This is a genomic window from Rickettsia typhi str. Wilmington (genome assembly GCF_000008045.1).
GTDB lineage: Bacteria > Pseudomonadota > Alphaproteobacteria > Rickettsiales > Rickettsiaceae > Rickettsia > Rickettsia typhi.
In genome coordinates, this window is sequence record NC_006142.1 from 243865 (window position 1) to 259034 (window position 15170).

The following is a 15170-nucleotide window of genomic DNA, read 5'->3' on the forward strand; positions in this document are numbered from 1 at the left end:
TATTATATACATTAAAAATTTTAAAAATACAATTATGGAAGTAAATCTATTACAGTATGAACAAAAATATCATAACTATATTGTAGCAGGTGTAGATGAAGCAGGTAGAGGATCGCTAGTTGGTCCTGTAGTCGCAAGTGCAGTTATAATAGATAAAGTAGATATTATATCTGGTATTAAGGATTCTAAAAAGCTTTCTAAAAATAAGAGAGATATACTATATGAGCAAATAACTAGTAATTATGTTTGGTCAACCGCTATTATTGAGCATACCGAAATTGATGATATTAATATATTAGAAGCAACTAAAAAAGCTTGTACTATTGCTGTGGCAAATCTTAGCCTTAAGCCAGAGAAAATTTTAGTTGATGGTAATATGAAATTTAGTGATGTAAGATTTATTAGTATAATTAATGGTGATAATTTATCATTATCGATTGCTGCAGCTTCTATTATTGCAAAAGTGACTAGAGATCGTTTGATGCTAGAATTAAGTGCTGAATACCCACAATATTTATGGCATAAAAATTACGGATACGGTACTCGTGAACATATCGAAGCTATTAATACACATGGATTATCATCCTATCATAGGAAGAGTTTTAAGTTTTGCTAAGATTTGTCATATTTGTTTTATCACTGTTACACCATAGTTTTCCTAATCGTGTAACAGTAGGAATTTAGCTTAACTCCAGTACTGCCTTTTCTAGAGTTTTGAGTTGGTTACGGAGTTTTGCAGCTTGTTCAAATTCAAGATTACTTGCAGCTTTAAACATTTCTTTTTTTAATTTATCCATGTAAGATTTTAGTTTAGCAGGATTATTCAATAAAGTATTAGTTTGTTTTTTATCGAGTTTATTATCATGGATTTCTTCAAGTGATTCTAAAGTATGAATAGCACTATTGATAGTTTTTGGAATTATACCATATTTTTTATTATATTCCTGTTGAATTTGTCTTCTACGTAATGTTTCACTAACAGCTTTATCTATAGATTTAGTCATTTTATCTGCATAAAGTATAACTTTACCTCTACTATTTCTTGCAGCTCTTCCTATTGTTTGTATTAGTGATACTTCAGATCGTAAAAATCCCTCTTTGTCTGCATCAAGTATCGCAACTAAACCGCACTCAGGAATATCAATCCCCTCTCTTAATAGATTAATACCTACTAAAATATCGATATTACCTTGTCTTAAATCTCTTAATATTTCAATACGTTCTAGAGTATGTATATTGGAATGCAAATAATATGTTTTATATTGCAGATCCTGCAAATAGGATGTTAAATCTTCAGCCATTTTTTTTGTTAATGTAGTGACTAAGATACGTAAACCTTTAGTGATAGTTGTTTGAATTTCGCTAATTAAATCCTCAACTTGGTTAGTAGCTGGTTTGATAATACATTCAGGATCTAGAAGTCCTGTAGGTCTGATAATCAGCTCTACTACAGTGCCACCTGTCTCTTCTAATTCGAATGGTCCCGGAGTTGCAGATACAAACACAGTTTGTGGTCTAAATTTTTCCCATTCTTCAAATTTTAAAGGTCTGTTATCAAGTGCAGAAGGTAAACGAAATCCATGCTCTACCAACACTTCTTTTCGTGCTCGATCGCTGTTATACATCGCTCTAATTTGTGGTATTGATACATGGCTTTCATCAAGAAACAATAAAGCATCTTTAGGTAAATACTCGAATAATGTAGGAGGAGGCTCACCGGCATTACGTCCTGTGAAAAAGCGAGAGTAGTTTTCAATTCCTTTACAGCTACCTGTTTCTGTTAACATTTCAAGATCATATTGAGTACGCTGGTTTAGTCTTTTCGCTTCAATTAGTTTATCTTGTGACTTTAAGACATCTAAGTGTTTTTGCAACTCTACCTCAATGCTTGATATTGCATTATTTATTGTTTTTTGTGGCATAACAAAGTGTGAATTACCAAAAACCATAGCTTTATCAAGCTGAGTAAGTTTCTCACCTGTTAATGGGTCAAATTCATGAATATATTCGAGTTCATTACCGAAAAATGATAAACGCCAAGCTTTATCGCTATAATGTGAGGGAAAAATATCAATGTGGTCGCCTTTAACCCTAAAACAGCCACGCTCAAATCCGATATCATTACGTTTATATTGCAGATTTATTAAATCATTTAGTAACTTATCACGAGGATAGCTTTGACCAAGTTCTAAATGCACAGTCATCTGATAATATAAATCAGGAGCGCCAAGTCCATAAATACACGAAACAGACGCAATTACTATCACATCACGACGTTCTAATAACGATCTTGTAGCAGAATGACGCATTAAATCAATCTGTTCATTAATTGATGAATCTTTTTCGATGAAAGTATCAGTGCGTACTATATAAGCTTCTGGCTGATAATAATCATAATATGAGACAAAATATTCAACTGCATTCTTTGGAAAAATTGATTTCATTTCTAAATAGATTTGTGCAGCTAAAGTTTTATTATGAGCCATAATAAGAGTAGGTCTATTAGTTCTTTCTATAATATTTGCCATAGTAAAAGTTTTACCTGATCCTGTAATACCAAGCAACATTTGTGAGCGTTTTTTACTATTTAACCCTGCTATAATTTCATCTATTGCTTTTGGTTGACCGCCTGCTGGTTTATATGCTGAGATAATAGAAAAATTATTCATGTATTATATTTTTACTTGCTTTAAAAACTCTAGTTTAAGATAATATATAATATAAAAAAATAAAAAATATAACATTATGAATAAATCTATATTACACACAATTATTATTTATACTCTAGCTAGTTGTCCTTATTGCATAAAAGCTAAAGCGTTGCTTGATAAGAAAAATGTTATTTATGAGGAAATTGAAGTAAGTAATTTTACGCAAGAAGAGAAAGAAGCATTTATTAAGAAATCCGGTGGAAAAAATACTGTTCCACAGATCTTTATAGATAATATGCATGTTGGCGGGTGTGATGATTTATTTAATCTTGAACAAGATGGGAGGTTAGATAAATTGTTAGAAACTCAGCCTAAGAATAAGAATTCTTTGACCGTTTCTGGGGCGTAACTGTCATTATCTTGGCTTGAAAACGATATCTAGAATATAAAAACTAATAATATTTTAATTGGATCCTGTGATTAAGCAACGGTGTGGCAATTTTATGCCTAAAAATAACAATCACAAAAATGCGTTTTATATACTTCTTACATATTTATGGTTGAAGGATTTTGATATCAGATTACGTATTGTTACGTCTCTTATTTGTTTAGTTATAGCTAAAGTAATAAATATTTTTGTTCCAATTGTTTATAAATATATAATAGACGGACTAAATCAAAATTTACCTCTCTCAGTTATTATTGGTGTTATTATTGGATATGGTGTGACAAAAATACTTGTCCAAATTTTTAGTGAATTGCGAAATATAATTTTTTCAAAAGTTGGATATCAAGCAACACGCTTAGTAGCTTTAAATGTCTTTAAACACATGCATAGTTTAAGTATGCGTTTCCATATTACTAGAAAAACAGGTGGTTTAAGTAGGTCAATAGAACGTGGTACTAAAGGTATTGAAGCAGTGCTACGGTATTCATTATTTAATATTTTCCCGACAAGCTTAGAAATTATATTGGTCATCGGAATATTATGGTATCTTCATGGTGTATGGTTTGCAGTAACTGTCTTAATAACAATGATAGTTTATGTGTGTTATACTTTATTAATCAGTACTTGGCGTATTGCATTTGCAAGGGAAATGAACAAAAGCGATAACACTGCAAATAATAGAGCGATCGATAGTTTATTGAATTTTGAAACAGTTAAATATTTTAATAATGAAGAATATGAGGCGATGAAGTTTAATGATGCTTTGCAAACTTATGAAAAATCAGCTACTAAAACTACTAACAGTCTATCAATTTTGAATATTGGACAGGATGTCATAATATCATTAGGGCTTATTTCTTTAATGATACTTTCAGTAAATGCTATTAATCAAAATAAAATGATGATCGGCGATTTAATAATGGTTAATGCTTATCTATTTCAGTTATCAATTCCACTTTCAATACTTGGTTTCGCTTATAGAGAAATTAAAAATGCTCTAGTTAATATGGAAGATATGTTTAAGTTACTTGATATACCGGCAGAAATACAAGATTCAGTAGATGCTAAGGAGTTAATTATCTCAAAATGTGAGGTCAGTTTTAATAATGTTAGCTTTGCTTATAATAAGGAACGTACTATTTTGCATAATATCACTTTTACGATTGAGAGCGGTAAAACAATTGCAGTGGTAGGTAGTAGCGGTGCAGGTAAATCAACGATATCACGATTGCTTTTTAGGTTTTACGATATTAATAGTGGTAGTATTATTATAGATAATCAAGATATAAGAAAAGTTAAGCAACGCTCACTTCGTGAATCTATTGGGATTGTTCCACAAGATACGGTATTGTTTAATGATACGATATATTATAACATCGCATATGGTAATAATGCAGCTAGTTACGATGAAGTTATAGCCGCATCAAAAAATGCTCATATTCATGAATTTATTAGTGTGTTACCTGAAGGTTATGCAACACAGGTAGGCGAGAGAGGTTTAAAACTTTCAGGTGGTGAAAAACAACGTATTGCGATTGCAAGAACTATCTTAAAAAATCCATCAATATATGTTTTTGATGAAGCAACAAGTTCACTTGATACTAAAACTGAAAAGCTAATTCAAGCAAGTCTTAAAGAGATTTCAGCTAACCATACTACTCTTATCATCGCTCATAGATTATCGACTATTGTTGATGCAGATGAGATTATAGTTTTAGATAATGGTTATATAGTTGAACGAGGCAATCATAAAACATTGTTAAAATATCAAGGCTATTACGCTGAATTATGGTATAAACAGCAGGAGGAATGTAAACAAGATACAGAATTATAAGTAAATAATATGTGATGCTTAACGTAAAATGGTGTTCTGTTTCATGTATTATAAAATCAATTCTAGGCTATATTAGCAGATGCGTGAATCAATTCCTGTAAAGCTTTCTAATATTTATCTCACTTTAATAATGTATTTACAACTAGTCTAGAGTTATAACATTTTTAGCCTCTCAAATATATTCACTCATTAATTTATAATTTTGTATGCAATTGTGAATTAGGCATAACTAATATTCACATTTAATGATGAAGATATCGTGGTAGTGTACTATATTGTCTTAGTAATTATAATAATTATATTGTAGTAGCTTCACTGTAGAATATATTTCTTTCTTGATTACAAATACATAGTTGCTTCAAGATGAGTACAAAGCAGTATGGTAATAGATGGTAAATCTAGCAACTATATCTTTTTGTAAATGACGAGGCATTTTTATTAGATCTTACTTTTGTTAAAGATGTTTTAACTCAATTAATAAAAAGTAAAAAATTATAAAATATAAGATTATTGGGTGGGTCAAAATTGCTTAGGATAGATAAGAAGTGTTATGTGTGTCAATTTCAATTATAATTATTTTAGTAATAATGTATCTGAATATTTTAGGATATTGATTTAGTGTATACACTAAATTTATTAGTTTAATTTAATATAAGTCTATCGTTTATCGTATCGATCAGCCAATTGACATTTCAACAGAAATTGATTGAAACTGCACTTTATTAGGATTAAGGCAATAATATTTAATGTCTAGTCTTTAAGGTATCAACTTTACAGATACAAGCTATAATAACTATTCTGTATCTATATTTTGAACGATTCAACAACCAGAGGTACAACTTTTGTGATTAAGACTTACAAAACTTAAGTTTAATGGATTGAGAGATATGTTTAACAAAAATTATTCTCTAAACGTATTACAGATTTCTAAGAGAACAAAGATTAAGAAAAGCTATGATCTAAGTTTACGCACAGGTTAGAAGTATTGCATTATACATTATATTGGAAATGAAGTTTGTAATTATACAATTGCCTAAAAACAGTTGGTGTCGTGATTGTATAAACTGTGTAAAGACTTTGTATATTTATCTCATGTCAACACAAACGATAGTGGTAAGAAAGCTAAAATTAGATTCCTGCTTTTACATGTATGAGAGATCAATCACTTAGAAATAATGCATGATTATAAATACACGCAATTCTTGAAAGAAATTTATTATGTCTCTATAATTAAATGTAATTCATTCAATTTAAGGCTAGTATATAGTGACTGATAAATATTCTTCTAATTTAGTACCGGTAAATATCGAAGATGAGATGAAAGCATCTTATCTTGATTATGCTATGAGCGTTATAGTAAGTAGAGCTATACCAGATGTTCGTGATGGTTTAAAGCCTGTGCATCGCAGAATTATCTATTCCATGTATGAAGCCGGTAATCATGCTAGCAAACCTTATAGAAAATCTGCACGAATAGTTGGTGACGTTATGGGTAAATACCATCCTCATGGTGATAGTGCTATTTATGATTCGTTAGTACGTATGACTCAAGATTTTTCTTTGCGTCTGCCGCTTGTAGATGGACAAGGTAATTTCGGCTCAATGGATGGTGATGCAGCGGCTGCGATGAGATATACTGAATCTCGCATGTCTAAAGTTGCACATAAGCTTGTAGAGGATATTGATAAAGGAACTGTCAGTTTTAACATTAATTATGACGGTTCTGAAGAAGAGCCATCCGTACTACCTGCAATGTTTCCCAATTTATTGGTTAATGGTAGTGGAGGTATTGCAGTTGGTATGGCAACTAACATTCCGCCTCATAATCTTGGTGAGATTATTGATGCGTGCTGTTTATATATAGATAATAATGATATAGAAATATTAGATTTACTAGAAGTTGTTAAAGGACCAGATTTCCCTACAGGATCAATGATTTTAGGCATTAGTGGTATTAGATCTGCATATCTTACTGGTAGAGGTAGTATCATTATGCGCGGTAAAGCTGAGATTGAGAACATCGGTAATAGCCGTCAAGCAATTATTATTACTGAAATACCGTATATGGTCAATAAAGCAAGGCTTGTTGAAAAAATTGCTGAAATGGTTAAGGAAAAACGTATAGAAGGTATAAGTGATTTACGCGATGAATCGAATAAAAATGGTGTAAGGATTTTTATTGAGTTAAAGAAAGACGTAGTTGCAGAAGTAGTCTTAAATCAAATATATGCATGTACTCAGCTACAAACTAACTTTGGTGTTATTATGCTCGCTCTTAAAGACGGGTTACCGAAAGTGATGAATTTAAAAGAAGTAATTGCAGCTTTTGTTAGTTTTAGAGAAGTGGTAATTACTAATCGTACTATATATTTGCTAAATAAAGCAAGAGATAGAGCACATATTTTACTAGGGTTGGCTATTGCCATTAGTAATATAGATGAAATAATATATATTATTAAAGCTTCAAATGATACGAATTTAGCTAAACAAGAATTAATGGATAGACAGTGGGAAGTATTAGATATCTTACCTCTTATAAAATTGGTTGATGATAAAGTAATGTTAAATGAGCGAGGTAAATTGAGTTTTACTGAGGTACAAGCTAAAGCAATCTTAGAAATGAAGCTGCAACGTCTAACTGCTATGGAGAAAAACAAGCTTGAACAAGATTTAAAACACCTCGCTACGGAGATTGCCGAATATCTTAATATACTCGACTCTCGTACAAGGTTACTTGAAATTTTAAAAGAAGAGCTAATTAAAGTTAAAGAAGAATTTGCAGTTCCTCGTCTTACTGCGATTGAATTCGGTGAGTTTGATCAAGATATAGAAGATTTAATTCAGCGTGAAGAAATGGTCGTAACAGTAACGCTTGGTGGTTATATCAAACGTGTACCTTTAAGTAGCTATCGTTCACAAAAACGTGGAGGTAAGGGTAGATCTGGTCTTTCAATGCGAGATGAGGATATTACCATGCAAGTTTTTGTCGGTAGTACTCATACGCCAATGTTATTTTTCTCAAATATAGGTAAGGTTTATAGCTTGAAGCTTTATAAATTACCTTTAAGTAATCCGCAAGGTAAGGGTAGACCAATGGTTAATATATTACCATTGCAAGAAAATGAACATATTACAAATATCATGCCGTTACCAGAAAATCAGGATGAGTGGGATCATTTAAATATTATGTTCGCAACTGCAAAAGGTAATATCAGAAGAAGTGACTTATTAGATTTTAAAAAGATTCAGTTAAATGGTAAAATTGCTATTAGGCTTGATGAAGACGATAAATTAATAGACGTAAAACCATGTAAAGAAGATGAGCATATTTTACTTGCTACCAAAGCAGGTAAAGCTTTAAGATTTCCTGTTGAATCTTTGCGTATTATTAAGAGTCGTATTTCTGATGGGGTGCGCGGTATGAAGCTTGCTAAAGAGGATTCTGTAATTTCTATGACTGTACTTAAAGGCATTAACAGTACAAAAGAGGATAGAGATGCTTATTTAACAGTACCATGGGAAAAAAGGCTTAAGATCGCTAAAGGTGAGGAGTTTAACCTTGAAGCATTAGGTGTACATTTGAATGCAGATTCGATTTTAGAAATGGCCAATTCGGAAGAATTCATCTTGACAGTTACAGAGAACGGTTTTGGTAAAAGAAGCTCGGCATATGGTTATAGAATTACTGATCGTGGTGGTAGTGGTATAATAAATATGGATATTAACGATAAAACAGGTTTAGTCGTTGGTGTGATGCCAGTTAAAATGGATGATGAGTTAATGCTGATCACAAATAGTGGTAAGTTAATTCGCTGTAAACTTGAGTCGGTACGTATTACGGGTCGTAACACTAGTGGTGTAATTCTGTTTAAATTAGATGATGATGAAAAAGTAGTATCTGTTTCTTTAATAGCTGAAACTTCTGAAAGCGGAGAAGATAGTGAATTAGTGGAAGATGGATTAGAGAGTGCTGAAAATATGTAGTAGTATGAGTATATGCTGATTTCATTTAACATATGATATTGTGATATTTATAATTAAAATGACTCTTTTGCATCACATGACTTGATAATATAGTACATAAAAATAATAAATCAATACTCAATACTAATATTAGTATTTTAGTCTGAGTGGTTATTACATTAATAAAAATGTCTTATATTATAATCTTATTAAATAAGAACAAATTTATGCGATGATATTGTCCAATTACTTTCATCATGATGTTAATTAATCATTGATCTGTTTGCGTTTAGCAATATCTCATATAAAGCTCTAGCCAATTATTGTGTAACACTAATTTTTTTCATGAAATTGAAATTCAATTACTTTTTAATCTTTTTACTACTAAAACAGGTTTAAGCAAGTAATGTGATATCTCTATATTTTTCTTTTATAATTAAGTATTGCATTATATCTATATTAGATAAATTAAATATTTGTTCCCTGCATTATTTTTTGTATAGCGAAAATTTTTGAATTGGCACTTCATATTAATTAGATAATTGCTTTTAAAAGCACTAAAGCATATAATCTTGTGTAGTAAATGATATTTTTAGTCTAAATTATAATGATGTGGTTATTAATCGCTATTGGTTTGATCGTTACAGTTCTTATTATTAGGTATAGTGTTTATGGATATATGAGGAAAACTTGATAAGCAATTGAGCTTAAAACTAATGACTTTGAGAGTGTGTTTTCAGGTAGTTGCCATATATTTTTATTAAGTTCATTTTTTATACTAAAATAAGTGAAATGATCTATTTTTATAGGCGAATTTTGTTTTTTAGTAATGTCATAGTAACCTCCTAAGCTATTTACTGAATAAAAAATAATGTATAAATTTTATATAACCAAAACTGTTTAATATCACTTCATGTCAATAACTACTTAATTTATTTTTATCATCTCTACAAGTCATTTTTTCAATTTGTCTAGAATTTTCTTATAATAACTTCTTCTACTTCATCTTAAGAACTTTTTAAATTTTAATCAATGTTTCTAGTATTGATAATGCAACTTTTTCCATAATACTGATTATAATGTGTTTTGAGTTATTCACAAATTTTTGCATTTCACCCTAATTATTAATCTTCCTTATTTATACAAGTTATTATATTATACTATACTGATATTTTTATAATCATACAAATAAATTATTGAAAGTAGGTGAGTGTATTATACAACTGAATTTTACTTTCTTTGTATTTAATTTTATGGTATACTTTTTAAGTAAAAGATTAAAATTTAATTGTGTATGTCAATATACTCGATAGTAACCGCACCTGATGAAAGATTAAAGCAAAAATCTAAGCCTGTTTTAGAATGTACCGATCAAACACGAAAATTTATGCATGATATGCTTGAAACTATGTACAATGCAAATGGTGCAGGGCTTGCAGCAGTACAAGTAGGTGTCTTGCAACGTATTTTAGTAATTGATATAAAAGCACATGATCCAGTAGAAAGACCGAAAGATTTTTATCCACTTTTTATAGTGAATCCTGAAATAATTGAACAATCAACAGAGTTAGTTACTGCTAATGAAGGTTGTATCTCATTACCAGAACAACGTATTGAGGTGATGCGACCGGAGTCTGTAAAGATAAGATATTTAGATTATCATGGTAAATCGCAAGAGCTGAAAGCAAATGATTGGCTTGCAAGAGTTATTCAGCATGAGTATGATCATTTGGAAGGTAAGCTTATGGTTGATTATTTAAGTAATTTAAAACGGGATGTAGTACTTCGTAAGCTTAAAAAACTTAAAAATAATATAGTGTGAAAGTAATCTTTATGGGCACGCCAGAATTCGCTGTCCCAACTCTTAAAAAACTTATAATTCATCACGAAGTGAAAGCTGTTTTTACACAGCAACCTAAAGCTAAAGGTAGAGGACTATACTTAGCTAAATCCCCAATACATCAATTAGCATTTGAACATCAAATTCCTGTTTATAGCCCTTCTACTCTTCGTAATGATGAAACAATAAATCTCATTAATAAAGTTGATGCAGATATTATAGTTGTTATTGCGTATGGTTTTATTGTGCCAAAAGCTATATTAGAAGCGAAAAAATACGGCTGTCTTAATATCCATCCATCCGATTTACCTCGTCACAGAGGCGCGGCTCCTCTGCAACGTACTATTATAGAGGGTGACTTAAAAAGTAGTGTATGTATTATGCGTATGGATTCAGGGCTTGATACTGGTGATATATTGCTGAAAGAAGATTTGAATTTAGAAAAAAGAATAACATTGGATGAATTGTCTAATAGATGTGCTCATTTAGGAGCTGAATTACTCATCCAAACACTTGCAAATATTGATAATATAGTGCCAGTAAAACAATCAAGTAACGGTGTTACTTATGCTCATAAATTAACTAAAGCAGAAGGCAAAATTAATTGGTATGAATCCGCTTATTCTATTGACTGTAAAATAAGGGGTATGAATCCATGGCCCGGAGCATATTTTAGTTATAATGATAAAATAATTAAAATCCTTGAAGCAGAATATTTAAATTACAATCATCATTTTATTCCTGGTACTGTTATTAGCAATAAACTAGAAATCGCTTGTGGAAGTGGCATATTACGTGTAACAAAACTTCAGCAAGAGAGTAAAAAAGCTTTGAATATAGAAGCATTTTTACGTGGTACAAATATTTTAAAAGATACAATCTTAAAGTAAGAGTATTATTAGTGCTAAAGCTAAAAAAGAAGTTAAGTTTAATAGTAATTTAGAGTTTACATCAACTCTTGAAAAGAATAAGAATGTTTTTTGTAAAAGAGTCATTAGATATTAGATGATGAGGTAGAAGTTTAAACTAAGTTTTTTTACAGAAATCCAATTTTTGTAAGAAAATTTTACATGCTAAAGTATGAAATTAGCAGCTTGTTGTTAGTAAACATTGAGCAACTTAAAACAAACAAAAGCAATTTTAAAATTATATACTTATACTTATGGCAAATCTGTTAAATCTGCTAATTCAAATATTTTAGATAAATTTAATAAGAATGGTTATTTAATAATTAATAATTCAAATTTATGAAATCTAGTATTTAGAAAAGCTTAAAATCTAAAGCTTGTATACTGGAATCAGTAAAGGAGTAGAGTCTTTTTGAAGATTAAAAATCGTGTACCGTAATCTAACAACATAATTTTGCTTTTACAAGATGTTAAAATGACTTTAAGATACTGCATAAAAATAAAATTAAAATTATTTGAAATTAGTGTTTGACAAGCTTGCAAAATATAGATATAAGATTCATCACACAAAGTTTTAAATTTAACACTTTGTAGCTGTTTTAAAAGTTGATAAAGCTAAAACTAAATACACCGCGATAATAATATGTCGTGAGTAGATACTGAAAATAATTGTAAAATTAATTCTGTATGCATAGTATAATCTCAAGTTAAAAGCATTAGTAAATGTAATAAGAGCATTTGGTGGATGCCTTGGCACTAGAAGGCGATGAAGGACGTAATACGCTGCGATAAGCTTCGGGGAGTTGCGAATAAACTTTGATCCGAAGATTTCCGAATGGGGAAACCCACCTAATTTGTTAGGTATTATATAGTAAATACATAGCTATATGAGGCGAACCCAGCGAACTGAAATATCTAAGTAGCTGGAGGAAAGGACATCAACCGAGACTCCGTTAGTAGTGACGAGCGAACGCGGACCAGGCCAGTGGCTTCAAAAAAATAACTAAAACAATATGGAAAGATTGACCATAGAGGGTGATAGTCCCGTATAGGTAAAAAGTTTGAAGTCCTTGAGTAAGGCGGGACACGTGAAATCCTGTTTGAACATAGGGGGACCACCCTCTAAGCCTAAGTACTCTCTAGTGACCGATAGTGAACAAGTACCGTGAGGGAAAGGTGAAAAGTACCCCGACAAGGGGAGTGAAATAGTATCTGAAACCAAATGCTTACAAGCAGTCGGAGCATGCATATTTATTATGTCTTGTGACGGCGTACCTTTTGTATAATGGGTCAGCGACTTAGTTTATCTAGCAAGCTTAAGCCGTTAGGTGTAGGCGTAGCGAAAGCGAGTCTGAATAGGGCGTTTAGTTAGATGAATTAGACCCGAAACCGGGTGATCTAGCCATGGCCAGGTTGAAAGTGGAGTAAAATCCGCTGAAGGACCGAACCCACTACTGTTGAAAAAGTAGGGGATGAGCTGTGGTTAGGGGTGAAAGGCCAATCAAACTCGGATATAGCTGGTTCTCCGCGAAATCTATTTAGGTAGAGCGTTATAGCGATTACCATCGAAGGTAGAGCACTGAATGAGCTAGGGGGTCCTACAGACTTACCAAACTCAATCAAACTCCGAATGTCGATGAGTACAGCATAGCAGACAGACTATGGGTGCTAAGGTCCATAGTCGAGAGGGAAAAAGCCCAGATCGCCATCTAAGGTCCCTAAATCATGACTAAGTGTTAAAGGATGTGAGAAGACCAAAACAACTAGGATGTTGGCTTAGAAGCAGCCATCATTTAAAGAAAGCGTAATAGCTCACTAGTCTAAATAAGTTTTCTTGCGCCAACAATGTAACGGGGCTCAAGTCATGTACCGAAGATGCGGATTTATGCATTTGGCATAAATGGTAGCGGAGCGTTCCGTAAGCCTGTGAAGGTAAACTGTAAGGTTTGCTGGAGGTATCGGAAGTGAGAATGCTGACATGAGTAGCGATAAAGAATGTGAGAAACATTCTCGCCGAAAGTCCAAGGGTTCTTGCGTAAAGTTAATCTGCGCAAGGTTAGTCGGCCCCTAAGGTGAGGCTGAAAGGCGTAATCGATGGGAATCAGGTTAATATTCCTGAACCTAAAGGATGTGACGAAAATAGTAAATTGTATAGTCTTATTGGATTGATTATGCAGTGAATATTTTCCAGGAAATAGCACCTTTATTATAGACCGTACCCAAAACCGACACAGGTGGACAGGTAGAGTATACCAAGGCGCTTGAGAGAACGATGCTGAAGGAACTAGGCAAATTGCATCTGTAACTTCGGAAGAAAGATGACCTGTGTGTGGGCAACCATGTGCAGGTGGCACAAGTTAGGGGGTAGCGACTGTTTATTAAAAACACAGGGCTCTGCAAAGTCAATAGACGACGTATAGGGTCTGACGCCTGCCCAGTGCTGGAAGATTAAAAGGAGGGGTGCAAGCTCTAAATTGAAGTCCCAGTGAACGGCGGCCGTAACTATGACGGTCCTAAGGTAGCGAAATTCCTTGTCGGGTAAGTTCCGACCCGCACGAATGGCGTAACGATTTCCCCACTGTCTCCAGTATCGACTCAGCGAAATTGAATTCTCCGTGAAGATGCGGAGTTCCCGCGGTCAGACGGAAAGACCCCGTGAACCTTTACTATAGCTTTGCACTGGTGTTAGAAGTCAAATGTGCAGGATAGGTGGGAGACTGCGAAGCAGAGGCGTTAGCCTTTGTGGAGTCACTCTTGAGATACCACCCTTTTGGTTTTTGATATCTAACCGAGATCCTTGAATCAGGGTCCGAGACAATGCATGGTGGGTAGTTTGACTGGGGCGGTCGCCTCCCAAAGAGTAACGGAGGCGCGCGATGGTTAGCTCAGGTTGGTCGGAAATCAACTTTTAGAGTGCAATGGCATAAGCTAGCCTGACTGCGAGTCTGACAAGACGAGCAGAGACGAAAGTCGGTCATAGTGATCCGGTGGTCCCGAGTGGAAGGGCCATCGCTCAACGAATAAAAGGTACTCCGGGGATAACAGGCTGATGATTTCCAAGCGTCCATAGCGACGAAATCGTTTGGCACCTCGATGTCGGCTCATCACATCCTGGGGCTGGAGAAGGTCCCAAGGGTTCGGCTGTTCGCCGATTAAAGTGGTACGTGAGCTGGGTTTAGAACGTCGTGAGACAGTTCGGTCCCTATCTGCCGTGGGTGTAGGAAGTTTGAGAGGATCTGCCTTTAGTACGAGAGGACCGAGGTGGACGTACCCCTGGTGGACCAGTTGTCGTGCCAACGGCACAGCTGGGTAGCTAAGTACGGAAGGGATAACTGCTGAATGCATCTAAGCAGGAAACCTACCTCAAAACTAGACTTCCCCATTAGAGCCGTGGAAGACTACCACGTTGATAGGTCGGGTGTGGAAGCACAGTAATGTGTGTAGCTAACCGATACTAATAGCTCGATTGATTTACTTTGCTGTGAGATTGTATATGCATATAGTGTTAATTATATTAATATTTAAG

General features: G+C 33.3%; 7 protein-coding genes, 1 rRNA gene and 1 pseudogene. 8 read left to right on the forward strand and 1 reads right to left on the reverse strand.

The features are described 5' to 3' along the window. Window positions 1-34 precede the first annotated feature (34 nt). The gene (locus RT_RS00965; RefSeq protein ID WP_011190663.1) at window positions 35-616 is read left to right on the forward strand and encodes a ribonuclease HII; all 582 of its coding nucleotides are present in this window, start codon (window positions 35-37) and stop codon (window positions 614-616) included. Window positions 617-680: 64 nt separating this feature from the next. Here the strand turns inward: RT_RS00965 and uvrB are convergent, their stop codons facing one another. Next, window positions 681-2669, reverse strand: coding sequence for an excinuclease ABC subunit UvrB (gene uvrB / locus RT_RS00970; RefSeq protein WP_011190664.1), 1989 nt, complete (start codon window positions 2667-2669; stop codon window positions 681-683). A gap of 76 nt (window positions 2670-2745) precedes the next feature. On the opposite strand from uvrB, the gene grxC reads away from it, so the two are divergent. The 7 genes and pseudogenes from grxC (at window position 2746) to RT_RS01000 (ending at window position 15122) form a co-directional block, all read left to right on the forward strand. Next, window positions 2746-3060 (forward strand): glutaredoxin 3, encoded by a 315-nt coding sequence (gene grxC / locus RT_RS00975; protein ID WP_011190665.1) that lies wholly within the window; start codon window positions 2746-2748, stop codon window positions 3058-3060. A 94-nt stretch (window positions 3061-3154) separates the two neighbouring features. Further along, a complete protein-coding gene (locus RT_RS00980; protein WP_011190666.1) occupies window positions 3155-4933 on the forward strand; it encodes an ABCB family ABC transporter ATP-binding protein/permease in 1779 nt (592 codons plus the stop codon). 1266 nt (window positions 4934-6199) lie between these two features. Beyond that, complete coding sequence (gene gyrA / locus RT_RS00985; protein WP_011190667.1) at window positions 6200-8917, forward strand: DNA topoisomerase (ATP-hydrolyzing) subunit A; 2718 nt, start codon at window positions 6200-6202, stop codon at window positions 8915-8917. A 586-nt stretch (window positions 8918-9503) separates the two neighbouring features. Then, window positions 9504-9660: pseudogene (locus tag RT_RS04475) on the forward strand (HIG1 domain-containing protein). Window positions 9661-10190: 530 nt separating this feature from the next. After that, complete coding sequence (gene def, locus RT_RS00990) at window positions 10191-10718, forward strand: peptide deformylase (protein ID WP_011190668.1); 528 nt, start codon at window positions 10191-10193, stop codon at window positions 10716-10718. Beyond that, entirely contained in the window at window positions 10715-11626 is a 912-nt protein-coding gene (gene fmt / locus RT_RS00995; protein ID WP_011190669.1) for a methionyl-tRNA formyltransferase, read from the forward strand. The genes def and fmt overlap by 4 nt, the downstream gene beginning before the upstream one ends. Before the next feature lie 736 nt (window positions 11627-12362). Further along, window positions 12363-15122 (forward strand): 23S ribosomal RNA (locus RT_RS01000). The last annotated feature ends 48 nt before the right edge of the window (window positions 15123-15170 follow it).